22 protein-coding genes are annotated in these 23,348 nt (G+C 72.8%); 14 read left to right on the top strand and 8 right to left on the bottom strand.

Features of this window, described 5'->3' with window-relative positions; translation table 11 throughout:
• Nucleotides 1-110 precede the first annotated feature (110 nt).
• A complete protein-coding gene (locus tag OG625_RS26440; RefSeq protein WP_329385936.1) occupies nt 111-611 on the bottom strand; it encodes a helix-turn-helix domain-containing protein in 501 nt (166 codons plus the stop codon).
• Between the two features lie 357 nt (nt 612-968).
• Here OG625_RS26440 and OG625_RS26435 point away from each other — a divergent pair, with 357 nt between their 5' ends.
• The 5 genes from OG625_RS26435 (at nt 969) to OG625_RS26415 (ending at nt 6,045) form a co-directional block, all read left to right on the top strand.
• Nucleotides 969-1,325: a beta/gamma crystallin domain-containing protein gene (locus tag OG625_RS26435; protein ID WP_329385932.1), complete on the top strand. Its 357-nt coding sequence runs from the start codon at nt 969-971 to the stop codon at nt 1,323-1,325.
• A 98-nt stretch (nt 1,326-1,423) separates the two neighbouring features.
• Nucleotides 1,424-2,365 (top strand): hypothetical protein, encoded by a 942-nt coding sequence (locus OG625_RS26430; RefSeq protein ID WP_329385930.1) that lies wholly within the window; start codon nt 1,424-1,426, stop codon nt 2,363-2,365.
• An 88-nt stretch (nt 2,366-2,453) separates the two neighbouring features.
• On the top strand, nt 2,454-3,983 hold the full coding sequence (locus OG625_RS26425) for a peptidoglycan-binding protein (RefSeq protein ID WP_329385928.1): 1,530 nt from the start codon (nt 2,454-2,456) through the stop codon (nt 3,981-3,983).
• On the top strand, nt 3,980-4,792 hold the full coding sequence (locus OG625_RS26420; RefSeq protein WP_443067777.1) for an ABC transporter ATP-binding protein: 813 nt from the start codon (nt 3,980-3,982) through the stop codon (nt 4,790-4,792). Before OG625_RS26425 ends, OG625_RS26420 begins: the two co-directional genes overlap by 4 nt.
• The gene (locus OG625_RS26415; protein ID WP_329385927.1) at nt 4,792-6,045 is read left to right on the top strand and encodes an ABC transporter permease; all 1,254 of its coding nucleotides are present in this window, start codon (nt 4,792-4,794) and stop codon (nt 6,043-6,045) included. Before OG625_RS26420 ends, OG625_RS26415 begins: the two co-directional genes overlap by 1 nt.
• 23 nt (nt 6,046-6,068) lie before the next feature.
• Here OG625_RS26415 and OG625_RS26410 read toward each other — a convergent pair whose 3' ends face one another.
• A complete protein-coding gene (locus OG625_RS26410; RefSeq protein WP_329385925.1) occupies nt 6,069-7,247 on the bottom strand; it encodes an RNA polymerase sigma factor in 1,179 nt (392 codons plus the stop codon).
• Nucleotides 7,248-7,339: 92 nt separating this feature from the next.
• Between OG625_RS26410 and OG625_RS26405 the strand changes: the two genes are divergently transcribed.
• Together OG625_RS26405 and OG625_RS26400 are read left to right on the top strand one after the other, a co-directional pair.
• Nucleotides 7,340-7,942 carry a hypothetical protein gene (locus tag OG625_RS26405; protein ID WP_329385923.1) on the top strand — a complete coding sequence of 201 codons (603 nt, stop codon included), beginning with the start codon at nt 7,340-7,342 and terminating at the stop codon, nt 7,940-7,942.
• Nucleotides 7,939-8,919, top strand: a complete 981-nt coding sequence (locus OG625_RS26400; RefSeq protein WP_443067776.1) for a nucleotidyl transferase AbiEii/AbiGii toxin family protein — start codon at nt 7,939-7,941, stop codon at nt 8,917-8,919. The genes OG625_RS26405 and OG625_RS26400 overlap by 4 nt, the downstream gene beginning before the upstream one ends.
• Before the next feature lie 25 nt (nt 8,920-8,944).
• On the opposite strand, the gene OG625_RS26395 is transcribed toward OG625_RS26400, so the two are convergent.
• From OG625_RS26395 to OG625_RS26380, 4 genes are all read right to left on the bottom strand, one after another.
• Nucleotides 8,945-11,041: a molybdopterin oxidoreductase family protein gene (locus OG625_RS26395; RefSeq protein ID WP_329385919.1), complete on the bottom strand. Its 2,097-nt coding sequence runs from the start codon at nt 11,039-11,041 to the stop codon at nt 8,945-8,947.
• Nucleotides 11,042-11,087: 46 nt separating this feature from the next.
• Entirely contained in the window at nt 11,088-11,210 is a 123-nt protein-coding gene (locus OG625_RS26390; RefSeq protein ID WP_329385917.1) for a hypothetical protein, read from the bottom strand.
• Between the two features lie 73 nt (nt 11,211-11,283).
• Complete coding sequence (locus OG625_RS26385; protein WP_329385915.1) at nt 11,284-12,105, bottom strand: glucose 1-dehydrogenase; 822 nt, start codon at nt 12,103-12,105, stop codon at nt 11,284-11,286.
• Nucleotides 12,106-12,119: 14 nt separating this feature from the next.
• Nucleotides 12,120-12,827: a SanA/YdcF family protein gene (locus tag OG625_RS26380; protein WP_329385913.1), complete on the bottom strand. Its 708-nt coding sequence runs from the start codon at nt 12,825-12,827 to the stop codon at nt 12,120-12,122.
• A 340-nt stretch (nt 12,828-13,167) separates the two neighbouring features.
• Between OG625_RS26380 and OG625_RS26375 the strand changes: the two genes are divergently transcribed.
• Nucleotides 13,168-13,899 carry a sirohydrochlorin chelatase gene (locus OG625_RS26375; RefSeq protein ID WP_329385911.1) on the top strand — a complete coding sequence of 244 codons (732 nt, stop codon included), beginning with the start codon at nt 13,168-13,170 and terminating at the stop codon, nt 13,897-13,899.
• Nucleotides 13,900-13,980: 81 nt separating this feature from the next.
• Here OG625_RS26375 and OG625_RS26370 read toward each other — a convergent pair whose 3' ends face one another.
• Nucleotides 13,981-15,189, bottom strand: coding sequence for an RNA-guided endonuclease InsQ/TnpB family protein (locus OG625_RS26370; RefSeq protein ID WP_329390960.1), 1,209 nt, complete (start codon nt 15,187-15,189; stop codon nt 13,981-13,983).
• A 112-nt stretch (nt 15,190-15,301) separates the two neighbouring features.
• Between OG625_RS26370 and OG625_RS26365 the strand changes: the two genes are divergently transcribed.
• The 3 genes from OG625_RS26365 to dnaG all read left to right on the top strand — a co-directional run bounded on the left by OG625_RS26365 (nt 15,302) and on the right by dnaG (nt 19,954).
• Nucleotides 15,302-16,630, top strand: coding sequence for a deoxyguanosinetriphosphate triphosphohydrolase (locus tag OG625_RS26365; protein ID WP_329385909.1), 1,329 nt, complete (start codon nt 15,302-15,304; stop codon nt 16,628-16,630).
• Between the two features lie 93 nt (nt 16,631-16,723).
• Nucleotides 16,724-17,989 (top strand): NAD(P)/FAD-dependent oxidoreductase, encoded by a 1,266-nt coding sequence (locus OG625_RS26360; protein WP_329385907.1) that lies wholly within the window; start codon nt 16,724-16,726, stop codon nt 17,987-17,989.
• A gap of 54 nt (nt 17,990-18,043) precedes the next feature.
• The gene (dnaG, locus tag OG625_RS26355; protein ID WP_329385905.1) at nt 18,044-19,954 is read left to right on the top strand and encodes a DNA primase; all 1,911 of its coding nucleotides are present in this window, start codon (nt 18,044-18,046) and stop codon (nt 19,952-19,954) included.
• A gap of 9 nt (nt 19,955-19,963) precedes the next feature.
• Here dnaG and OG625_RS26350 read toward each other — a convergent pair whose 3' ends face one another.
• The gene (locus OG625_RS26350) at nt 19,964-20,407 is read right to left on the bottom strand and encodes a gamma-glutamylcyclotransferase family protein (RefSeq protein ID WP_329385901.1); all 444 of its coding nucleotides are present in this window, start codon (nt 20,405-20,407) and stop codon (nt 19,964-19,966) included.
• 168 nt (nt 20,408-20,575) lie between these two features.
• On the opposite strand from OG625_RS26350, the gene OG625_RS26345 reads away from it, so the two are divergent.
• The 3 genes from OG625_RS26345 (at nt 20,576) to OG625_RS26335 (ending at nt 23,269) form a co-directional block, all read left to right on the top strand.
• Nucleotides 20,576-21,262: a hypothetical protein gene (locus tag OG625_RS26345; RefSeq protein ID WP_329385898.1), complete on the top strand. Its 687-nt coding sequence runs from the start codon at nt 20,576-20,578 to the stop codon at nt 21,260-21,262.
• On the top strand, nt 21,259-22,533 hold the full coding sequence (locus tag OG625_RS26340; RefSeq protein WP_329385895.1) for a HAMP domain-containing sensor histidine kinase: 1,275 nt from the start codon (nt 21,259-21,261) through the stop codon (nt 22,531-22,533). The genes OG625_RS26345 and OG625_RS26340 overlap by 4 nt, the downstream gene beginning before the upstream one ends.
• Before the next feature lie 193 nt (nt 22,534-22,726).
• Nucleotides 22,727-23,269, top strand: coding sequence for a hypothetical protein (locus OG625_RS26335; protein ID WP_329385893.1), 543 nt, complete (start codon nt 22,727-22,729; stop codon nt 23,267-23,269).
• Nucleotides 23,270-23,348 lie beyond the last annotated feature (79 nt).

Raw genomic sequence — 23,348 nt, 5'->3', positions numbered from 1 at the left:
GGGCCGGGTGGGCCGGCGGCCGGCCCTGGTAGGTCGGCCGGGCCTGGTAGGCCGACCGGGCCGGTTCGGTCGGCGGGTGGGGGCGGCTCCGGCCGTCCCCACCCGCCGGCTCACGCCGGCTGGAGGCCGTCCAGTCGCCGCGCCAGGTCCTCCAGCGGCAGCTCCGGTACGGTCGCCAGCACCACCCCGGCCAGGCGCACCGCCGCCGGCGAACCGGAGCAGGCCCGCAACAGGGTCGCCCGTACGTCCGGGTCCCAGCTCTCGGTGTCCACCCCGCCCAGCAGCTCGAACAGCACCAGCGCCTCGGTGTCGTTCAACCGGCGCGGCCCGGCCGGTTCCTCCACCGGCTCGACCTGCTGGATCTCCGCCACCGCCGCCGGCACCGGCAGCCCGGCCGCCGCCACCAGCGCGGCCCCGTCACGCTGCGCGCCTCCCAGCGCCTGCACGATCCGCCGTAACGAGTCCGCTCGCGGTTTCGCGCGCCCGCGCTCCAGGTTCCCGATCGCCCGCGCGCTGAGTCCCGACCGTTCGGCCAGTACTTCCTGGGTCAGGCCCACTCGCTCGCGCGCCCCGCGCAGCAGCCCTCCGAATAACTCCCGACGCTCTTCCATCCCCATATCCCCCCGGATGCGACTAGGTCGGATTTCACCATAGGTAAGTCACAGGTCACTCACGATGTGTGTGATGTGAATCATTTGCGAAATCGACACAATTGCGGATGAAGCAGTCTCACGATCTCGAACTACGAGACATTTGGGACCAGTGGCGATCTGCCGCCCCAGAAGTTCCGGCCCAAGTTCCTGGTCACTCCGGCGCTCCCGGGCAAGGATCTGTGCCGTGCGAACCACCTTGCGTTGCGCACACGTTGGCCCCGCCGTGCAGGGCGAGGCCCACGCGTTTCACCGCTCCGTCGCACCACCGCTCAGTCTTCAGCCACTCAGTGGCACGACCAGAGGAGCACTCACATCATGGCATTCCGCAAACACGTTGCGGCCCTGGCCCTCGCCACGAGCGCCGCGTTCGCCGGAACCGTGGTGGCCGCCGGCCCGGCAGCCGCCATCAACCGCGTCGACACGGCCACCTGCAACGCCCGCAGCGACTTCTTCACTCTCTGGAACTCTCCGCCGAAGGTCTGCTTCGCCAACAACGGCTCGATCAGCGTCGCGATCTACAACGTGTACCAGGTGGACACCGGCAACAACAGCGGGTCGTTCATCTGGAAGAGCACCAACGGTTCGTCGTACCGCACGTATTACAGCTCCTGGAAGTCCATCGGATTCAGCCCGAGGGTCCGGGTCGACTGGATCTCGATCACGGGCCGCTGATTCCGGCGACCTCATGGTGGGCACCGTTCCGTACGGTGCCCACCCACCGGCCCTCGGGCAGCCAGACCCGCCACGCGCACCGGAAAGAGGCAACAGGCATGGGACGCCGCTCCCTGTTATTCGTCACCGGCATCATCGCCCTGGCCGCGACCGCGTGCGGCGGCGGCGACGGGCAAGGGACTACGGCGGTCCCCAGCCTCGGCGCGACGCCGACGATCACCGATCCCGGCCAGATCACCCTGCCGACCGACGCCTACATGGTGACGACGGCGCAGATCAAGCAGGTGACGCAGGCCCAGGACGCGGTGACGGCCGAGTGCATGCGCGGTTTCGGACTCACCGCGCGCCCGACCCTCACCCTAGGGCTGGACGACGCACCGAAGGAGCGGCTGACCCGCAGCATGCTCTACGGCTACTTCGACGTGGAGAAGGCCAAGACCCACGGGTACGACCGCGGTTCGGGCATGGCCGACCAGGGTGCGGCCGGAAACGGTGCGGGGGGCACGCCGCCCACCGCGGCCGAGGAAATCGCGATGAGCGGGAACGACCCGACCACACAACAGCCCGTGCCCACCCTCGACGGCAAGCCGGTACCGCCCGGCGGATGCGGCCAGAAGGGCCGCGACACCCTCAAGGCCGACCAGCTCATCATCAGCGACGCGGCGCTCCCCGACGGCGGGCCCAAGATTCCGGCCGGCGATCCGCGGATCGTCGAGGCCTACGCCAAGTGGTCGGAGTGCATGAAGGGCAAGGGGTTCGAGTACAAGGACCCGATCGCCGCGGTGACCGACCCGAAATGGGCTGCCTCGGCCCAGGCGGGGAGCACCGGTCCGGCCGGCCCCGACGAGATCGCCACCGCCACCGCGGACGTCGAATGCAAGATCGCCAACAACACCGTGGGCGTCGTCGTCGCCGTACAGACCGCCTACGGCAAGAAGTACGTCGAGGACAACTCCACCAAACTCACCGCGTACCGGCAGCAGATCGACGACCTCGTCCGCAAGGCCGCCCAGATCACCGCCGGCGGCCAGACGGGGTGACGGTCGTCGCGGCCCGCATGCTCGCTTACGTCCGTCCGACGGCCGGGTGGCGACACTCTTGTGGAGTGAAGTCCACGTGGAGACAGCCTTGTTGAAACTTGGGAGCACGGCCGTCGAGACCGACGGCGACAACACTTCCCCGCCGGCCCGTTCGCGTGCCGCAGGCCGCCGACGGGTACTGGGCCTCGTTGCGGGCGGGGCGGCCCTCGTCGCGGTCGGCGGTCTGGGGGCCGCCACCCTGGTCAAGTCCCCCGCCGAAAGAGCCGCGCAGGCGGCGCCACCCGCCAACAGTCTGCTCACCGCTCCGGTCACCAGCCAGGTCCTGAACCGGTCGGTGTCGGCCCGGGCCGTGGTGTATCCGCCGGCCCAGTACAACGTGGTTCCGTCCCCGGCCTCCGCCGACGTCACCCAGTTGTACGTCTCCCGGCTGGAGGTGAAGGCGGGTGACACCGTCCGGCCGGGCCGGCTGCTCGCCGAGGTGTCCGGACAGCCGCTGTTCGCGCTGCCCGGGCCGGTGCCCGCGTACCGGGACATCAAGCCCGGCAGCACCGGTCCCGACGTCGCGGAACTCCAGGCGGCGCTGGCCGGGCTGGGCCACTCGTCGCGGTCCGACGAGAAGGGGGTCTTCGGCCCCGGTACGGCTCAGGCCGTGACCGGGTTCTACCGCGCTCTGGGGTATCCGGCGCCGACCACGGGCGCCACCACCCAGCAGGCCGTCGACGCCGCGCAGAAGGCGGTGGACGGCAGCCGGCAGGCGCTCGACGCCCTCGTCCGTCCGGGCCCGCCCGCGTCCGGCGACGCCCGCAAGCAGACCGACGCCGCGAAGAAGCAACTGGCCGACGACCAGGCCGCACTCGCCAAGGCCCGGGCGGTGCACGGGCCGATGGTGCCGGCCGCCCACGTCCTGTTCCTGCCGGTGCTGCCGGCCTCGGTCACCGCGGTGAACGGCGCGGTCGGCGAACCGGTGTCCGGCACGCTCCTGTCCCTCACCAGCGGAGGGCTGAACGTCACCGGCCAGCTGACGCCGAACCAGGCGTCGGGGATCAAGCCGGGCATGGCCGTGGAGGTACTCGTCGAGGACACCAACACCGTGCTGACCGGCACGGTCGCGAGTGTCGGCGCGCCCACCACCACACCGCCCGCCGGGCGGGTCATCACCCTGGGCGGCGCGGCCCCACCGGCGGCCGGCGGGGGCGCCGGGACGGGTGGCGGGGCCGGGACGGGCGGCACAGGCGGCGCCGCGTCGGGCGGCGGTGCATCGGGCGGCGTGCCGGGCGGTGGGGGCGGCGGCGCGGCGCAGCCGGGTGGCCAGCCGGGAGCGACGAGTTACATTCCCGTCGCGATCACGCCGAGCGCTCCGCTGCCGGCCGCCCTGAACGGCAGGAACCTCCGCCTCACCGTCCTCAAGGACAAGTCCGACACCCCCGTCACGACCGTCCCGGTGGCCGCGATCTCGACCAACGCTGCGGGCCAGACGTCCGTCACCAAGGTGGGCGCCGGCGGCGCCCGGACCACCGTGCCGGTGACCACCGGCGTGACCGCCGACGGCATGGTCGCCGTCACGCCGGCCGCCGGCTCCGAACTCCGGCCCGGTGACCAGGTGGTGGTCGGCAAGTGACCACCTCGCCACCCGATGCGGGCCCGGCGGGCAGCGAGCCGCCCGTCACCGGGCCGCCGGTCACCGAGCCGCCCGTGATCGCCCTTTCCGGCGTGGGCCGCACCCACCCCGGCAAGCCGCCCGTGGTCGCACTGCACCCGTCCGACCTGACCGTCCGCCGGGGCGAGTACCTGGCCATCACCGGGCCCTCCGGCTCCGGCAAGTCCACCCTGCTCTACCTGCTGGGCTTGCTCGACACCCCCACCGCGGGCCGCTACGAGCTCGACGGCATCGACACCGGCGCGCTCCACGACCGGGACCGCTCGACCCTGCGCGGGCGCCGGATCGGGTTCGTCTTCCAGTCCTTCCACCTCCTTGCGCACCGCACCGCCGAGGAGAACGTGGTGCTCGCCCAGATCTACAACCGTGCCCCGGCCCGCACCCGCCGGGCCGCCGCCCTGGCGGCGCTGCGGCAGGTCGGCCTCGGCCACCGCACCGACGCACTGCCCGGCACCATGTCGGGCGGCGAGCGCCAGCGCGTCGCGATCGCCCGGGCCCTGGTCAACCGGCCGAGCCTGCTGCTCTGCGACGAGCCGACCGGCAACCTGGACTCGGCCAACGCCGAGGCCGTACTGGCCCAGTTCGACGAGCTGCACGCGCAGGGGTTCACCCTGGTGGTGATCACCCACGACCCGGCCGTCGCCGCCCGGGCCGGCCGCCGGGTAGCCATCCGCGACGGGGTGCTCAGCGAGACGGGGGCTTCGGCCGACACCGGGGCTTCAGCCGGGACCGGGGCCCATACCTCAGCCGGAGCCGAGGTGGCCCCCTGATGGCCCGCGCCCGCAGCGTGCTGCCCGATCCGGCCTCCCGCCTCGGCCTGGGGGACCTGCTCTCCGAGGCTCTCTCGGGGGTGTTGCAACGCCCCGGCCGGTCGGTGCTGACCATGCTGGGTACGGTGCTGGGCATCGGCGCGTTCGTCGCCGTGCTCGGCCTCACCGCCACCGCGTCCGGCCAGATCGGCGAACAGTTCAGCCTGACCAAGGCCACCACCGTCAACGTGAACGACCGGCCCCGGACCGACGGTGTCGCCCCGGGCGGCAATCCGCCGAGCAACTTCCCCGAGGACACCGACCGCCGGCTCGCCGCGATCGACGGCGTCCGGGCCGGCGGCGTCTGGTGGCCGGTCCCCGCGGCCCCGGCGGTGTCCAGCCGCCCCGGCGGCGAGAACCAGGGCACCGGCCTGACCCTCTTCGCCGCCACCCCGGGCGCGGTCGCCGCGATGGAGCCGACCCTCGTCGCCGGGGTCGGCATGGACCCCTTCGTCCAGCAGACCGCCCAGCCGGTGGTGCTGCTGAGCCAGGCCGCCGCCAAGCGCCTCGGCGTGAGCCGCCTGGACGCCCAGCCCGCCGTGTTCATCGACTCCGTCCCGTACACGGTGATCGGCATCTACTCGGACGTGCAGCGCCAGTCCGGTGCGCTGCTCGGCATGGTCATCCCCGCCAGTACGGCGCTGGAGCGGTTCGGGAACCCCGGCACCGAGCCGGACCGCGCGGCCCAGGCCCTGGTCTCCACCAGGATCGGCGCCGCCTCGGTGGTGGCCGCGCAGATCCAGCCCGCCCTGCGGCCGGACGCGCCGGACGCCTTCACGGTCGTGGAGCCGCCCGATCCGCACAGCCTCCAGGACAAGGTGACCTCCGACCTGACCGGCCTGTTCCTGGCCCTGGCCGGGATCTGTCTGCTGGTGGGCGCGGTCGGCATCGCCAACACCACCCTGGTGGCCGTGCTGGAGCGGACCGAGGAGATCGGCCTGCGGCGCTCGCTCGGGGCACGGACCGGCCACATCGCCACCCAGTTCCTCACCGAGTCCACCGCGCTCGGCACCCTGGGCGGCCTGATCGGCACCAGCCTGGGCGTGGTCACCGTGGTCGCCGTCGCCGCCGCCCGGGACTGGACCGCCGTCCTCCAGCCCGCCGCCACCCTGCCGGCTCCACTGATCGGCACCGTCGTCGGCCTGCTGGCGGGCCTCTACCCGGCCCTGCGCGCCGCCCGTACGGACCCGCTCAAGGCGCTCCGAAGCGCCTGACCCACCGGTCCGGTCCGCCCCACTCAGTCCAGGTATCCCCTGAGCTGGTCGGCGAAGGCGTGGTCCCGCAGCTTGTTGAGGGTCTTGGACTCGATCTGGCGGATCCGCTCGCGGGTCACGCCGAAGATCCGGCCGATCTCCTCCAGGGTGCGCGGCCGGCCGTCGGCCAGCCCGTACCGGAGCTGAACCACCTTGCGCTCCCGCTCCCCCAGCGTCGACAGCACCGCTTCCAGGTGCTCGCGCAGCAGGAAGAACGCGGCGGACTCCACGGGGGACGCGGCGTCGCCGTCCTCGATGAGGTCGCCGAGCGCGACGTCGTCCTCCTCGCCGACCGGTGCGTGCAGGGAGACCGGCTCCTGGGCGAGGCGGAGCACTTCCATGACCCGCTCGGGGGTCAACTCCAGCTGAACGGCGACCTCTTCGGCCGTGGGCTCGTAACCGCGCTCCTGGAGCATGCGGCGCTGTACGCGGACGACGCGGTTGATCAGCTCCACGACGTGGACGGGCACGCGGATGGTCCGGGCCTGGTCGGCGAGGGCCCGGGACATCGCCTGCCGGATCCACCAGGTGGCGTACGTGGAGAACTTGTACCCGCGGGCGTAGTCGAACTTCTCGACGGCCCGGATGAGCCCGAGGTTCCCCTCCTGGACGAGGTCGAGCATGGTGAGCCCGCGGCCCACGTACCGCTTCGCGACGGAGACCACGAGCCGCAGGTTCGACTCGATGAGCCGGCGCTTGGCCATCCGGCCCATGACGACGAGCTTGTCGAGGTCGACGGCGAGTTGGGAGTCGAGGTCGGGGGTGCTGCCGAGCTTCTCCTCGGCGAACAGACCCGCTTCGACGCGCCGCGCGAGGTCGACCTCCTCGGCGGCGGTGAGCAGCGGGATCCTGCCTATCTCACGCAGGTACTGGCGGAACAGATCGGCGGACGGCCCCGCTCCGCTGCTTCCCGCACGGTCCCCGCTGCTGCTGCGCCTGCGCTGCGCGGGCACCGGTTGCTCGATCAGCTCCAGCACCTCGGGCCCGGGTTCGGAATCGCCTTCACCTTCGGCTTCGGCTTCCGATTCGGCTTCGGGCTCTTCGTCCACGGCTTCGACCTCCGAGGACTCGCTCTCGTTCACGGTCAGGGTCCGGGTCTGCACGGGGGCGACCTCCAGGGCTCCGAGGACGGGGGCACCGAACTTCAGTGTGGGGTACGACACATCACGGCCACGAGGGGCGTGCGAGCACTTTCTGAGTCCGGCGCGTGACCGATGGTTACCCCCGGGCGGTTATCCCGATGCGGATCGGACGCATGTCCGAGAAGATCGGCTCCATGTCCGAGTACGAGACCCACGTGACGGTGCGCTGCCCGGACGCGGAGGAGCTGGCCCGCCTCGACGCGTGGGCGGGGGCACGGGAGTTGAAGGTGACGCACATCCTGCTGGCCCGGGGCCGGATGGTGTCGCAGCCGATGCTGACCCTACGGGACCGCACGGGGCACGAGCGGCTGGTGCCCGAGCTGCGGGCGGCAGGCTTCGACCCGGTACGGATCAAGGTGGAGACGGCCCCCTGGACAACGGACCGCCCGGGCCCGGGCGGCGGCTACTTCGAGCACCACCTGAAGCTGCGGCTGCCCGCCGCGTACGACCACGCGGCGCTGGAGTCCCTGGTGGTCCCGCACGGGGCCCACCTGTCGTGGAACGCGCGCCGGATGCTGCCGGGGGGCGGGTCGCACGAGCGGTTCGTGACGCAGCGGTGGCGGGGTACGGCGGCGGAGGCCGGGGCGGCGTGCGATGCGCTGGCCGCCGCGCTGGGCTCGGCCGGGTACGAGATCCGCTCGGAGGAGCGGGAGTTCGTGTTGTACGACAGCGACCTGTCGGTGGACGACGGGTGGATCGAGGAGCGGACGAGATGAGTTCGTGGTCGGAATTCGGCATGCGGAGTACGCATCTGCCGCAGGAGCCGCTGGACGACGCGACGCGGGCGGCGCGGCACCTGCCGCTCACGCTGCGCCCGGTGGCCGGTGACGACGTGCGGCAGCGGGCGGTCTTCGACCCGTCCCTTCGGCACAACTTCCAGGCCTACCGGGCCGGTGACCCGGTCTTCGACGACCCGGCTCGCACGGTCGCCTGGGCGCGGGCACGGCGGGCCGCGATGGACGCCGTGCTGCTGGCGCTCTCCGAGTCCGAATGGGTGGACTCGCTGGTGCTGCGCGGAAGCGTGCTCCTGGCGGACCGGTTCGGGGCGGCGGCCAGGGAGCCGGGCGACCTCGACTTCGTCGTCGTGCCGCAGACCTGGGCGATGGAGGACGGGCGGACCACCAGGATGCTGGAGGGCATCGCGGCGGCGGCCGACGGGCGGGCGGGGATCAAAGCCTCGGGGGCGGTGTGCGAGGACATCTGGACGTACGACCGGGTGCCCGGACGCCGGATGATCCTGCCGTGGTCCGCGCCGGGACTGCCGGACGGGCAGGTGCAACTGGACTTCGTCTTCAACGAGAAGCTCGCGGAGCCCCCCGAGCGGGTCGAGCTGTCCTGCGGGGCGACGGTGCTCGCGGCGACGCCCGCCCTGTCCCTGGCGTGGAAGGTGCTGTGGCTGATCAGCGACCGGCATCCGCAGGGCAAGGACCTGTACGACGCGGTGCTGCTCGCGGAGCGCTACCACCTGCCCAACGCCCTGGTGCAGGAGGTGTTCCGGGAGGCCGGGGAATGGCCCTACCCCAACGCGGAACTGGAGCTCGCACACATCGAGTACCTGATCCCCAACGGCTACGTGGGCGCCGAGTGGGAGCACTTCGAGGCGGAGTACCCGCACTTGGCCGGCCCCGGGGAGGAGGCCTTCGTCGCCCGCCTGGCCGAGGCTCTGCGCCCGACGTTCACGGACGCCTCCTAGGCGGGGCCGATCCCCCTTCCCTTGATCAATCCCGGCCCGGGGCGGCATCCGCCGGCTCGACGCGGACCGCGCAGACTTTGAACTCCGGCATCCGGGACGTGGGGTCCAGGGCCGGGTTGGTCAGGGTGTTGGCGCGGCCCTCGCCCGGCCAGTGGAACGGCATGAAGACCGTGTCCGCGCGGATGGCGTCCGTGATGCGGGCCGGGGCCACCGCGCGGCCGCGGCGGGAGGTGACGGCGAGGGGGGCGCCCTCGACGGCGCCGATGCGGGCGGCGAGGCGGGGGTGGAGTTCCACGAACGGGCCGGGGGCGGCCGCGTTGAGCTCGTCCACCCGGCGGGTCTGGGCCCCGGACTGGTACTGGGCGACCACCCGGCCGGTGGTGAGGAGCACGGGGTACTCGGCGTCGGGGACCTCGGCGGCCTCGCGGTGGGAGACGGGGACGAAGCGGGCCCGGCCGTCGTCGGTGGCGAAGCGGTCCAGGAAGAGGCGGGGCGTGCCCGGAGCGCCGTCCGGGCAGGGCCAGAAGACGCCCTGTTCGGCTTCGATGCGGGCGTAGCTGATGCCCGAGTAGTCCGCGGGGCCGCCGGCCGAGGCGCGGCGCAGCTCGTCGAAGACCTCCTCGGGGGCGGTCGGGAAGCCCTTCTCCACGCCCAGGCGGGCGGCGAGTTCGTGCAGGACGTACAGGTCGGTGCGGACTCCCGGCGGCGGGCTCAGGGCACGACGCCGGAGCAGGACGCGGCCCTCCAGGTTGGTGGTGGTGCCGGTCTCCTCGGCCCACTGGGTGACCGGGAAGACCACGTCGGCGAGGGCCGCCGTCTCGGAGAGGACGACGTCGGCGACCGCGAGGAAGTCGAGGGAGCGGATGCGGTCCTCGATGTGGGCGGCGCGGGGGGCGGAGACCACCGGGTTGGAGCCCATGAGGAGGAGGGCCTTCACGTCCGTGCCGAGGGCGTCGAGGAGTTCGTAGGCGCTGCGGCCCGGGCCGGGGAGGTCGGCGGGGTCGATGCCCCATACCCCGGCGACGTGGGCGCGGGCGGCCGGGTCGGTCAGCTTGCGGTAGCCGGGGAGCTGGTCGGCCTTCTGGCCGTGCTCGCGGCCGCCCTGGCCGTTGCCCTGGCCGGTGAGGCAGCCGTAGCCGGAGAGCGGACGGCCGGCCCGGCCGGTGGCCAGGCACAGGTTGATCCAGGCGCCGACGGTGTCGGTGCCCTTGGACTGCTGTTCCGGGCCGCGGGCGGTGAGCACCATGGCGGATTCGGGGGCGCAGAAGAGGCCGACCGCCTCGCGGAGCTTCGGGACCGGGACGCCGGTGATGCGTTCCACCAGCTCGGGCCAGTGGGCCATCGCGGCGGCCCGGGCCTCCTCCCAGCCGGTGGTGCGCGCGGCGATGAACTCCTCGTCCGTACGGCCCTCCGCGACCACGAGGTGCAGCAGGCCCAGGGCGAGTGCGAGGTCGGTGCCGGGGCGGGGGGCCAGGTGCAGGTCGGCCTGCTCGGCGGTGCGCGTACGGCGGGGGTCGATGACGATCAGGGTGCCGCCGTTGGCCTTCAGCTCGGTGAGGTAGCGCAGGGCGGGCGGCATGGTCTCGGCCAGGTTGGAGCCGACGAGGATCACGCAGCCGGTGCGGGGGACGTCCTCCAGCGGGAAGGGCAGCCCCCGGTCGAGCCCGAAGGCCCGCTGGTGCGCGGCGGCGGCCGAGGACATGCAGAAGCGGCCGTTGTAGTCGATCTGCGAGGTGCGCAGGGCCACCCGGGCGAACTTGCCGAGTGCGTAGGCCTTCTCGTTGGTGAGCCCGCCGCCGCCGAACACCCCGACGGCGTCGGGACCGTACGCCCGGCCCGTGCGGGCGAGGCCCTCGGCGACCCGGTCGAGGGCCTCCCCCCAGGTGGCCGGTTCGAGCCGTCCTGCGTGGGTGCGGACGAGCGGCTCGGTCAGGCGCACCCGGGAGGAGAGCACGGCGGGGGCGGTACGACCCTTGCCGCACAGCGCCCCCCGGTTGACGGGGAACTCCGTCCGCTCCTCCACCGTCACGCCTTCGCCGCCCGGCTCGGGGCGGAGGTTCATGCCGCACTGCAGCGCGCAGTACGGACAGTGCGTGGCGGTGACGGAGTCCGAGGTGTGCATACGGCCCAGCGTGCGTCGGCGGTGTTACGCCGACCGCCGCCCCGCGTTACAAGTCCGGGTGCTCCCCCTCAGCGCCGCCGGTCACCTGCGGTGAGGCCCGGCGCATCGGGGGCCGGCCGAGGATCTCGACGTAGACGATCCGGCCGTCGATGACGTCGAGGATCAGCATGCCCCGCTCCGCCAGGAGGGATTTCCGGACGCCTGCCGCCGACGGGCGCCGGGCACGGCACACGGCGTACGTCCTACTGGCCGGTCAGGTACTTCACGGTCAGGCCGGCCGTCCAGCCGCCGTCGACCGCGAGCTCGGCGCCCGTCATGTATCCGGCCGCGTCCGAGAGCAGGAAGGCGATCGCCGCGGCGATCTCTTCGGGGACTCCGACCCGGCCCAGCGGGGCGCCCGGGTAGTTGCCCTCGCCGGTCTGGATGCCGATCGGCGCGGTCATCGGGGTCAGCGTCATGCCGGGGTGAACGGAGTTGACGCGGATCTTCGCCTCGGCGAGCTCGACCGCGCCGATCTTCGACAGGCCGCGCACGCCCCACTTGGAGGCCCCGTAGCCGGCGGTGAGCGCGAGCCCGGTCAGGCCGGCGGCGGAGGATATGTTGACGATGGAGCCGCCGCCGTTGGCGCGCAGCAGCGGGATCGCGGTCTTGATGCCGATGAACACGCCGACCAGGTTGATCTCGAGGACCTGGCGGAAGTGCTCGACGCTCTCGTGCTCCAGGAACTGGCCCGTGGAGATCCCGGCATTGTTCACCAGACCGTCGATCCGGCCGAACTCGGCGACCGCGTGCTCCAGCGCCGCCGCCCAGTCGGCCTCGCTCGTCACGTCGTGCCGGATGAAGCGCGCCGCGTCGCCGAGCTTGGCCGCCGTCTCGGCGCCCTCCGCCTCCAGCACGTCCGTGATCAGCACCTTGCCGCCGCCGTCCACGACGGCCTGCGCCGCCGCCGCACCCAGACCGCGGGCTCCACCGGTGATGACGACGACCTTGCCGCTCAGATCCACAACAGCCACGGTTCCACACCCCTGCTCGTACAGACAGATCGGTATATGACTAATCGGCATAGCCGACGCCGTCGTCAGTCTGCCAGAGCGGCCAGGACCCGCGACACCCCCTCTTCCTTCGGCCCCAGGAACCGCGGCTCGGGCTTGAAGACCGCGTCCAGCGCCGCCTTGCCCGCCGCGAACACCTCGCGGGTCCCGCCGTAGTACCAGGTGGCGTCGTGCTCGTCGTCCACCCCGACCCCGTACGACTCCACGCCGGCGGCCTGGCACAGGGCCACGGCCCTGCGTATGTGGAAGCCCTGGCTGATCAGCACGGCCCGGTCGACCCCGAAGATCTCCTTGGCCCGCACGCACGAGTCCCAGGTGTCGAAGCCCGCGAAATCGCTGACGATCCGGTCTCCCGGCACCCCCTGCCCGGTGAGGTAGGTGCGCATCGCGTTCGGCTCGTCGTACTCGGTGCGACTGTTGTCCCCGGTGACGAGGACGACCTTGACCTTCCCGGCCCGGTACAACTCGGCCGCGGCGTCGAGCCGGTTGGCCAGATAGGGCGTCGGCCTGCCGTTCCACAGCCCCGCCCCGAACACCACGGCCACCTCACCGGCCGGCGCCTGCGCCGTCGTCCCCAGCCGGTCGGCGGCCGCCGCATGCGTCCACGCCGACGGCAGCAGCGCCAGCACGCAGCCCGCCATCACCGCCTGCACGCCCCACCGCCGCGCCCGGACCCCCCGCGGCAGCCTCGGCCGCCGACCCGCCACCGACTTCGCCCAGCTCTTGACCCCCATGACCGCTCCCCCTGTGCACCCACGCCTCACACTTCGTTCGCACACATTGACGATCAGCTCCCCGCGCCCAGTTCCGCCGAGGCCACCTTTCACTCGTACGAATGACCGGGTGAGCAGCCGGAAAACACCCGTCACCCCGGCGCAACGCAGCGGCAACCTGCGGCGCGCAGGATCGGTTCATGACGGAGCCGGTGCACCCTCCCGCCATCCCCCTTCCCACCCTGAACCCGCCCCTCCCCTTCGGCAGCACGGCCGAGCTGCTGACCCGGATAACCACCCAGCTCGGCACGCAGCTCAGCGGGCTGCGGCCGCCCCGCGCCCGCCCCCACGGAGACCGCCCATGCAGCAGCAGCCCACCCTCGTCGCCGTGGCCCACGGCAGCCGGGACCCGCGCGCCCTGCACACCGCCCTCGCCCTCCTCGACCGCGTCCGCGAGCTCCGGCCCCGCCTCGACGTCCGCCTCGGGCACATCGAGCTGAACCTGCCGCTGCTCGACGACACCCTGCGCGAGGTGTCCGGCGCGGCGGTGCTCGTACCGCTGCTGCTCGGCCGCGGCCACCACGTGAAGCGGGACCTCCCCGCGGCCGCCGCCCGGGCCGCGCACCTGCGCACCCGGGTCGCCGCACCCCTCGGCCCGCACCCGCTCCTCGTCGAGGCCCTGTACGAACGCCTCGTGGAGTCCGGCTGGACCCCGAACCCCGGCGCGGCCGTGGTCCTCGCCGCGGCCGGGTCCCGCGACCCCGACTCGGCCGCCGACACCCGCCGCACCGCCGCCCTGCTGTCCGAACGCCTCGGCGGCGCCCCCGTGGTCCCCGCCTACGCCTCGGCCGCCGCGCCCACCGTGCCGGACGCGGTCCGGGCACTGGCCGCCCGCGGCCACCACCGCATCGCCGTGGCCTCGTACTTCGCCGCACCCGGCCGCTTCGCCACCCAGTGCGCGTCGGCCGCGCCCGCCCTGGCCGCCGCCCCGCTCGGCGACCACCCGGCCCTCGCCCGGCTGCTGCTCCACCGCTACGACGAGGCCCGCGCCCTTCCCGTCAGCCTCGTTCGGCCGGAACTCGTCTCCGCCTGATCCCGGTTTGTCAGAGGTTCCGGTTACCGTCTCTTCGTGACTCCACCCCCGCCTGAGAGCGCGGGCTTCCTGCGTCGGCGGCTAGGCCCCGGCACAGAGGGCCAGCCCGGCCCTGCTGAGGACGTTCAAAGCTCCGACGTGGTCGGCGTTCGCGAGGAACCCGCATGCGGTGCACTCGAACTTTGCCTGGGTGGTGCGATTCTCCTTGGCAGCGTGCCCGCATTCGGGGCACGTACGGGAGGTGTCGCGGGCATTGACCGGGATTACTCGGCGACCGGCGCTCTCAGCCTTGTCCGCCAGGATTCCCAGAAAAATGCCCCAACCCGCGTCAAAAACGCTTCGACTCAAGCCCGCTTTCGCAGCTGCTTTGTTCGGCAGGAAGTTGCCAGGCCGTTCGGGGTCGGGCCTGGGCGCCGGCGCTTTGGTCATGCCCACCGTGTTGAGCCGCTCATGTCCGATCACGTCGTACTCACGTACGAGATCGAGGGCGACTTTGTGATGGTGGTCCAGACGCTTCCGCCGGATCTTCGCATGCAGCGTGGCGACCTTCCGCGCCGCTGCCCGGTGTGCCTTGGTACGGCGCCCCGTCCGCTTGGGGAACGTCGCCAGGTGGCGTTGCGCTTCGGCCAGGGACTCAGCCGAGGCTTCGAGAAGCCGTGGGTTGGCAACGTGCACACCGTCGGACTTGGTCAGGAAATGCGTTACACCCATGTCGATACCAACCTGGCTACCCGTCTGCGGAAGCGGCTCGGCCGGAACATCGCCGCAGGTGAGAATCAGGTACCAACGCTTGCCCTCACGCCTGACGGCGACCGTCTTGACCTGGCCGCGTACCGGCCGGTGCTGGTGGACCCTGATGTGTCCGACGCCTTGCAGACGCACCCGGGTCTGTGGGCCAAGCGGGGTGGAGTCCCAGCGGCAGCCGTCCCCGTCCCTGGGGAACACCACCGTGTCGAAGTGCCCCACGCCCTTGAATCTGGGGTAGCCGGCTGTCCGCCGGTCCTTGACCCCCTCGAAGAACGCGGCGAACGCCTTGTCGAGACGGCGCAGCGTGGCCTGCTGCGAGGAGAACGACCAGCGCCCCTGTCCCTCCGGATCGAATGCCCGGATCTCCTTGAGCTGCGCCGACTGATCCCCGTACCTGACCGTCGTCTTCGAAACGTGCCGGTAGGCATCGCGGCGTTCCTGCAAGGCTCCGTTGTAGAGGGAGCAGTGATCCCTCAGCATCTCGCCCAGAGCGATGTTCTGGCCCACGGTGGGCCGCATCAAGAACTTGTAGGCACGCATCATCCGACCCACCCCCTCAACGTCCACCATGGTCAAATCCGGTGCCGTCAACCTATCGGCCACCACGATTCCCCCCACCCCGCCGAAGCTGGTGGTCCCCTCGAAAGAAGGACTGATGGAAGGCACCGCGCACGCCCCCGCAGACGCCCAGGACGACCTCTACGACGCCTCCGCCACCGAACGCTGGGCCGTCGAGCCCGACAAGCGGCCCGGCCGGACCGCCTTCCAGCGCGACCGGGCGCGCGTCCTGCACTCCGCCGCGCTGCGCCGGCTCGCCGGAAAGACCCAGGTGGTCACTCCCGGCACCCGCTCGTACGACTGGGACGCGAGCCCCCGCACCCGGCTGACCCACTCCCTGGAGTGCGCCCAGGTCGGCCGGGAGCTCGGCGCCGCGCTCGGCTGCGACCCCGACCTCGTCGAGGCCGCCTGCCTCTCCCACGACATGGGCCACCCGCCCTTCGGCCACAACGGCGAGGAGGCGCTCAACGAATTCGCCAAGGACTGCGGGGGTTTCGAGGGCAACGCCCAGTCGCTGCGGCTGCTGACCCGCCTGGAGCCCAAGCGGTTCGTGCCCGATCCCGAGCGCGGCGGCGAGCTCGTCAGCGTCGGCCTCAACCTCACCCGGGCCTGCCTGGACGCCGCCACCAAGTACCCGTGGGCCCGCGGGGACCACCCCACCGACCCCGGTTCGGTGAAGTTCGGCGCGTACGAGGACGACCTGCCGGTCTTCGAGTGGCTGCGCCGCGGCGCGCCCGCGGACCGCAAGTGCTTCGAGGCGCAGGTCATGGACTGGGCGGACGACGTCGCGTACTCCGTCCACGACTTCGAGGACGGTCTGCACGCCGGCCACCTCGACCCCAACCTGCTCCACGCCGAGCCCGAGCGCGCCGCGATCTGGCGGGTGGCCATCGGCCGCTACGTGCCCGCCGACACCTCGCCCGACGAGCTCCGTGAGGCCCTCGACCGGCTGATGGAGCAGGAGTGGTGGCCCCACGGGTACGACGGCTCGGCCGTGGCCCAGTCCCGCCTGAAGGACGCCACGAGCCAGCTCATCGGCCGTTTCTGCCTGGCCGCCGAGGGGGCCACGCGGGAGGCCTACGGCAGCGGTCGGCTGACCCGGTACGGCGCGGAGCTGGTGGTCCCCCGCGCCGCGCGCAACGAGTGCGCGGTACTGAAGGCGGTCGCGGACCTCTACGTCATGCAGCGCGACGAGCAGGAGCGGATCCGCGCCGACCAGCGCATCGTCCTGGCCGAACTCGCGGAGGCGCTCCAAGCCCGCGCGCCCGAGGGGCTGGACCCCCAGTTCCGGGCGATCTTCGACGCGGCGCCGGACGAGAAGGCCAGGAAGCGGGCGGTCATCGACCAGATCGCGTGTCTCACCGACGCATCCGCACGTTCGCTGCACGCGCGCCTCACGCAGCGCACGCGACGCGCCGAAGGGTGAGCTGATCGGGCCACTCCCCCTTCACGCGGCAGGCTCATTGCGGGACGCTCGCATGTGGTCGCATGTGGCGGTGAGGTTATGAGGAGGCATCACGTGGTCGACGCACACCGGACGTTCGTCATCGTCGGGGCGGGGCTGGCCGGGGCGAAAGCGGCCGAAACGCTGAGGTCCGAGGGGTTCACGGGGCGGGTGATCCTGATCGGCGACGAGCGCGACCACCCCTACGAACGTCCCCCGCTGTCCAAGGGCTACCTCACGGGCAAGGAGGAGCGCGAGAGCGTCTTCGTCCACGAGCCGTCCTGGTACGCGGCCTCCGACATCGAGCTGCACCTCGGGCAGCCCGCGGTCCACCTGGACCGCGAGGCCAAGAGGGTGGTCCTCGGCGACGGCACGGCGCTGCACTACGACAAGCTGCTGCTGGCCACCGGGGCCGAGCCGCGCCGCCTCGACATCCCGGGCACGGGCCTGGCCGGGGTGCACCACCTGCGCCGGCTCGCCCACGCGGAGCGGCTGAAGGGCGTACTGGCCACCCTCGGCCGGGACAACGGGCACCTGCTGATCGCGGGCGCCGGATGGATCGGCCTGGAGGTCGCCGCGGCGGCCCGCGGGTACGGCGCCGAGGTGACCGTGGTCGAGCCGGAGGCGACCCCGCTGCACTCGGTGCTCGGTCCGGAGATCGGCCGGCTCTTCGGGGACCTGCACGCCGAGCACGGGGTGCGCTTCCACTTCGGGGCCCGGCTCACCGAGATCGTCGGCCACGACGGCATGGTGCTGGCCGCCCGTACGGACGACGGGGAGGAGCACCCGGCGCACGCGGTGCTCGCCGCGATCGGGGCGGCGCCACGGACCGCGCTCGCCGAGACCTCGGGGCTGGCCCTGGTCGACCGGGAGCACGGCGGCGGGATCGCCGTGGACGCCTCGCTGTGCACCTCGGACCCGGACGTCTACGCGGTCGGGGACGTGGCGGCCGCCCACCATCCGGTGCTCGGGACCCGGCTGCGGGTGGAGCACTGGGCGAACGCCCTCAACGGCGGGCCTGCGGCGGCGCGGGCGATGCTGGGCCAGGAGGTCGCGTACGACCGGGTGCCGTACTTCTTCTCCGACCAGTACGACGTGGGTCTGGAGTACTCGGGCTACGCACCGCCGGGCGGCTACGACCAGGTGCTGATCCGCGGGGACGTGGGCAAGCGCGAGTTCATCGCGTTCTGGCTCTCGGAGGGACGGGTGCTGGCCGGAATGAACGTGAACGTGTGGGACGTGACCGAGCACATCCAGGCTCTGATCAGGTCAAAGGCCCCGGTTGACCGCGACGCACTGGCGGATCCGTCCGTTCCGCTTGAGTCTCTGATCCCGGCATGACGGGCCCCTGGGGGGCCTGACGGGTTTGTCGGTGCCCGGCCGTAGACTTCACGGGTGGCAGGACGGATCAATGACGACGACGTGAAGGCGGTACGGGACGCGGTCCCGATCGACGCCGTGGTCTCCGACTACCTCCAGCTGCGCAACGCGGGCGGCGGCAACCTCAAGGGCCTCTGCCCCTTCCACGACGAGAAGTCCCCGTCCTTCCAGGTCAGCCCCAGCAAGGGGCTCTACCACTGCTTCGGCTGCCAGGCCGGCGGGGACACCCTCGACTTCATCATGAAGATCGACCACCTCTCCTTCTCGGAGGCGGTCGAGCGGCTCGCCGGCCAGGCGGGCATCACCCTGCGGTACGAGGAGGGTGGCTACACCGCCGGCACCAGCGGCCGCGGCGAGCGCATCCGGCTCGTCGAGGCCCACAAGGCGGCCGCCCAGTTCTACGAGGAGCAGCTGGGCAGCGCCGAGGCGGAGATCGGCCGCAGGTTCCTGGCGGAGCGCGGCTTCGACCAGGCCGCGGCCGCGCACTTCAGCGTGGGCTACAGCCCGGCCGGCTGGGACCACCTGACCCGCTTCCTGCGCGGCAAGGGCTTCAGCGACAAGGAGCTGATCACCTCCGGGCTCGCCCAGGACAGCCGCAGCGGCAAGCCCATCGACCGCTTCCGCGGCCGGCTGATGTGGCCGATCCGCGACATCAGCGGCGAGGTGGTCGGCTTCGGCGCGCGCAAGCTGCGCGACGACGACAACGGCCCCAAGTACCTGAACACCCCCGAGACGGCGATCTACAAGAAGTCCCAGGTTCTGTACGGCATCGACCTGGCGAAGAAGGAGATCGCAAAAGGCTCCCGGGCCGTGGTGGTCGAGGGTTACACGGACGTGATGGCCTGCCACATGGCCGGGGTCACGACCGCGATCGCGACCTGCGGCACGGCCTTCGGCGGGGACCACATCAAGATCCTGCGCCGGCTGCTGATGGACAACGCAACCGCCGAGGTGATCTTCACCTTCGACGGCGACGCGGCGGGCCAGAAGGCCGCGCTGCGGGCCTTCGAGGACGACCAGAAGTTCGCCGCGGAGACCTCGATCGCGATCACCCCTGGCGGCATGGACCCCTGCGACCTGCGCCTCGCACAGGGGGACGCGGCGGTGGCCTCCCTGGTGGAGTCGCGTACCCCTCTCTTCGAATTCGCCCTGCGGCACCTCGTCGCCCGGCACAACCTGGAGAACCCGGCGGGGCGCGCGGCCGCCCTGGACGAGGCGGCTCCGGTCGTCGCCAACATCAAGAACATCGCGATCCAGCACGAGTCGGCGGTCCAGCTGGCGGGCATGCTGGGCATCCGCGACGAGCAGTTCGTGGTCAAGCGGGTCGCGCAGCTGGCGCGCTGGGCGCGGGAGCGCGGGAACCAGCCCCAGCAGCAGGGCCGCGGCGGCGGCCGGCAGCAGTCGTACGAGTCCACCTCCGCGCCCGCCGCCCAGCCGGCCGGGGGGCCCGCGCTGAACCTGCGCAGCCCGGCCCACCGCACCGAGCGCGAGCTGCTGAAGCTGGCGCTGCAGCGGCCGGCGCTGGTCTCCCCGGCCTTCGACGCCTATGGGATGGACGAGTTCACCGCCCCGCCGTACGCGGCCGTGCGCCAGGCCATCCAGGACGCGGGGGGCGCCTCGCTGGGCACCGAGGACTACCTGGCCCGGGTCCGCGAGGCCGCGCCGAACGACACCGTGCGCGCGCTGGTCACCGAGCTGGCGGTCGAGGCCATCCACGCGAAGACGGTGGACGAGATGTACGCGGGCGTCCAGCTGGTCCAGGTCCGGCTGCGCGCCGTGGACCGCCGGGTGCACGAGATCCAGGGCACCCTGTCCCGGCTGGGCTCACAAGCCCCGCCGGAGCAACTGGCCGCCGTACAGGAGGAGCTGTGGGTGCTCCAGCAGTACGGCCGACGCCTGCGCAACCGGGGCGCCGAGGGGCTCTAGCGCCCCGCCCTAGCGCCGCAGCCAGTCCCCGCCCGGTATCTCGGTGCCCGACTCCGTCAGCCGGCGCGCCAACGGCGGGGCCGCCAGGTAGACCCAGGCGCGGACGGGGGTGCCGTCGGGGCGCAAGACGTCGCAGGCGATCCGGTCGTACACGTTCCCCGGGCGACCCGGGCCCCGGTACTCCTCCAGCAGGTCCAGCGCGGCCAGCAGCTCCCCGTACGCGCCCGGTGTGGCGGTGATCAGCTCCCCGATGACGGCCGAGCCGCGCCGCGTCACCGCGTACGGATAGCCGGGGCCGTCGTAGAGCGCCGCGTCCGGGAGGCTCGCGGGCTCCTCCGCGGCCGTGCGGCCGCGCAGGAACAGGTCGTGGTTGACCTCGCCCGGTCGCAGCGTCCCGTAGACGAAGAACGGGAGCGGGGCGGTGGGATCGTATGGCCGGACGGCCGATGTCACGGGGCTCTCCTTCGGGTAGGGCGCGGCGTCCGCGAGGCGGGCCGAAAGTCCCGACTTTCCGCCGTCACTCCACCGTACGCACCGCTGTTACACAACCTCCCGGTGGCCGTGACCCCCGCCGTCTAGCGTCGGTCCCCCGATCCCTCCCGCCTCACGGTTCCCTCTTCCATGACACCTTCGTCCCGCCGTTTCTCCGCCGCCCTGCTGTGCCTGTGCGCGGCCGCCGGCGGCTGCGCCGCACCCGGCGGGCTCGGGGCGGCATCGCCCGCGCCTCCCGTGTCCATGCAGCCGCGCCCCGAACCGCTCTGGCCGGCCTGGACCGAGGCCCCCGGCGCTGCGGTGGGGCGGCGGGAGCCCCCGCCGATGCCGCTCAAGAACGCCCCCGCGCTGGCTGCGAACGGTATGGCCGGGGTGGACCCCAAGAAGGTCGCCGAGGCGGACCCCCGGATGAAGCCGTACGTCGGCAAGGCCGAGGCCATCCAGGCGCCGGGCCGGGTCGGCATCCGTCCGCCCGTCTACAAGGACCTGACGGGCGACGGGAAGCCGGATCTGATCGTCGCTGCCGACACGCCGACCGGGCGCTCGGCGCTCAGCGTCTACTCGGTGGCCGGCGGAAAGATCGTCTCCGTCCTCCTCACGATCGGCCGGCAGCTGACGGCCGAGTCGATCGGCTCCGACCTGCTCGTCCGCATAGCCGCCGACGACGGCTCCGAGCAGGCCGTCCGCTACCACTGGGACGGCGACCGGATGACGGTGGTCAACGACGAGCGGACCTTCCGCAAGCCCCAATCCGAGTGCGCCGTCGAATCCCCGGCGCCCAGCGCCTCCGCGCAGAACGGGCGGAACACCCGGTGAGAGCCGCCCTGATCCGCTGCCGGCACCTGGTGCGGGCCCTCGGCCTGCGCTGGAAGATCTCCGTGCTGCTCGCCGTCGGCTGCTCCCTCGTCGCGGTCGCCATCGGGCTCCTCATCCACGAGGCGCGGGCCCGCCAGATCGGCGACGCGGCGCGCGCGAGCGCCACCGCCCAGCTGATCAGCGTACGGAAGCTGTACGAGCTCACCGGCCGGCTCGACTTCGACATGGGCGGCGACAGCGACGGCCGGATCGACTCCCCGCGGCTCCCGCCCGCGCTGCGGGCCTCGGCGCTCGCCGGGCAGCGCAGCACCTACCTCGACATGTCGGGCCCGGACCCGGCGGTGTGGGCGGCCCGGCCGATCGGCGGGGAACACGTGCTCTCCGTACGGCAGTCGCTGGCGGCCGACCGCGCCGAACTGGCCGACCTGGACCGGGCGCTCGTGGCGTACGGGGCCCTGGTCGTGGCGCTCGCGGCGACCGGCGGGGCGCTGCTCGCCAGCCGCCTGAGCCGGGAGCTGCGGACGGCGGCGGAGACGGCCCGCCGGATCAGCGCGGGCGAACTGGACGCACGTATCGGGCCGCCGGGGCTGCCGGGGAGCCGCGACGAGGTCGCCGAACTGTCCTCGGCGGTCGACACGATGGCGGCCAGCCTCCAGCAACGGCTGGAGGCCGAGCAGCGGTTCACGGCGGACGTGGCGCACGAGCTGCGGACCCCTCTGACGGGCCTGCACACCGCCGCCGAACTGCTGCCCGCGGGGCGGCCGACGGAGCTGGTCCGGGACCGGGTCGCGGCACTGCGGAGCCTGACCGAGGACCTGCTGGAGGTGGCCCGGCTCGACGCGAACAGGGAGGAGGCCCAGCTGGAGGCGCACCGGCTGGGTCCGCTGGTGGAGTCGATCGCGCGGCGCTCGGGGGTGCCCGCGAAGGTGGCCGGCGCGGCGGAGGAGGCGTACGTGCGCACCGACGTGCGGCGGTTGGAGCGGATCCTGACGAACCTGCTGGCCAATGCCCGGCGGCACGGCGGGGACCCGGTCACGGTGACGGTGTCGGGTACGACCGTGACGGTCCGGGACCGGGGTCCCGGTTTCCCGGAGCGGGTGCTGCGCGAGGGCCCGCAGCGGTTCCTGACGGGTACGACCGAACGCGGCCAGGGCACGGGGCTGGGCCTGACGATCGCGCTCGGCCAGGCGCAGGTGATCGGAGCCCGGGTGACCCTCGCGAACGCGGAGCCCTCGGGTGCCGTGGCCACGGTGTCGCTGCCTCCGGCGTGAATCGTCCGCGCCCGTGGGACGCGAGCTCACCCGGACGGGGTGGGGTTCCACGAATGGCCCCTCGGTACCGCTGACGTGCGCAAACACGGGGCGGCGGGCCGAGCGGGGCGATATCTGACGAGACATCAGCAGGCGCTCTCGGGGAGGGCCGGGTTACCTCGGAGACACGACCCCGTGTCTCCAGGAGAACCCCATGCGCCGACGTACCGCACACGCGCTGACCGCGACCGCGCTGACCGCCGCCGCGTTCACCGGCCCGGTCGCCGGTGCGGTCGCGGCCGCGGAGCTCGGCATGGTGGCCTTCGCGCCCGGGGACTTCGCCCCGCTGGAGGTGTGGCCCAAGTCCGCCGCCCCCGGCGCCACGGTCACCGTGAACACGAAGGCCTGCGGCCCCGGCAGCCACGCCGAGGGTGATGCGTCCACGGTCGGCGGCGGCCGGTTCAAGCTGGTGCCCACCACCCACAAGGAGGTGGTCGTGGGGCAGTTCCAGGTCGCCCGCGGCACCCGCCCGGGGACCTACGACATCGGGGTGACCTGCGCGAACGGCAAGTTCGCCACCGGCGACCTGGTCGTCACCGAACGCGGCCCCCAGGGCCACGTCCACACCGGGGTGGGCGGTGGCACGACCACAACCACCGACCCCGCCAAGATCGCGGCGGGAGCGGCCGTGCTGGCCGCGACCGCCGTCGGCGGTACCTGGCTCCTGCGTCGCCGGGCGAGCGGCACGCGGAGCTGACGGACGCCCACCGCGGCTCCGGCCGCGGTCCGACCGGTACCGTCCCCCGTCGCCCTCCCCGCGAGGTCCCCCCCGTTCG

The organism is Streptomyces sp. NBC_01351, assembly GCF_036237315.1.
In the GTDB taxonomy this organism is placed as follows: domain Bacteria; phylum Actinomycetota; class Actinomycetes; order Streptomycetales; family Streptomycetaceae; genus Streptomyces.
The sequence above is the reverse complement of the archived record's forward strand: the minus strand, read 5'-3'. Positions and strand labels throughout refer to the sequence as shown.

Bases quoted from the DNA above. Each gene is read 5' to 3' on its own strand.
- OG625_RS26335 (WP_329385893.1), top strand. From the start codon at position 22,727: ATGCGCCGACGTACCGCACACGCGCTGACCGCGACCGCGCTGACCGCC.
- OG625_RS26345 (WP_329385898.1), top strand. From the start codon at position 20,576: ATGACACCTTCGTCCCGCCGTTTCTCCGCCGCCCTGCTGTGCCTGTGC.
- OG625_RS26400 (WP_443067776.1), top strand. From the start codon at position 7,939: ATGAGTTCGTGGTCGGAATTCGGCATGCGGAGTACGCATCTGCCGCAG.
- OG625_RS26435 (WP_329385932.1), top strand. From the start codon at position 969: ATGGCATTCCGCAAACACGTTGCGGCCCTGGCCCTCGCCACGAGCGCC.
- OG625_RS26405 (WP_329385923.1), top strand. From the start codon at position 7,340: ATGTCCGAGAAGATCGGCTCCATGTCCGAGTACGAGACCCACGTGACG.
- OG625_RS26365 (WP_329385909.1), top strand. From the start codon at position 15,302: ATGGAAGGCACCGCGCACGCCCCCGCAGACGCCCAGGACGACCTCTAC.
- OG625_RS26430 (WP_329385930.1), top strand. From the start codon at position 1,424: ATGGGACGCCGCTCCCTGTTATTCGTCACCGGCATCATCGCCCTGGCC.
- OG625_RS26390 (WP_329385917.1), bottom strand. From the start codon at position 11,210: ATGCTGATCCTCGACGTCATCGACGGCCGGATCGTCTACGTCGAGATC.
- OG625_RS26395 (WP_329385919.1), bottom strand. From the start codon at position 11,041: ATGCACACCTCGGACTCCGTCACCGCCACGCACTGTCCGTACTGCGCG.
- OG625_RS26440 (WP_329385936.1), bottom strand. From the start codon at position 611: ATGGAAGAGCGTCGGGAGTTATTCGGAGGGCTGCTGCGCGGGGCGCGC.
- OG625_RS26375 (WP_329385911.1), top strand. From the start codon at position 13,168: ATGCAGCAGCAGCCCACCCTCGTCGCCGTGGCCCACGGCAGCCGGGAC.
- OG625_RS26380 (WP_329385913.1), bottom strand. From the start codon at position 12,827: ATGGGGGTCAAGAGCTGGGCGAAGTCGGTGGCGGGTCGGCGGCCGAGG.
- OG625_RS26415 (WP_329385927.1), top strand. From the start codon at position 4,792: ATGGCCCGCGCCCGCAGCGTGCTGCCCGATCCGGCCTCCCGCCTCGGC.
- OG625_RS26370 (WP_329390960.1), bottom strand. From the start codon at position 15,189: ATGATGCGTGCCTACAAGTTCTTGATGCGGCCCACCGTGGGCCAGAAC.
- OG625_RS26385 (WP_329385915.1), bottom strand. From the start codon at position 12,105: ATGCCGATTAGTCATATACCGATCTGTCTGTACGAGCAGGGGTGTGGA.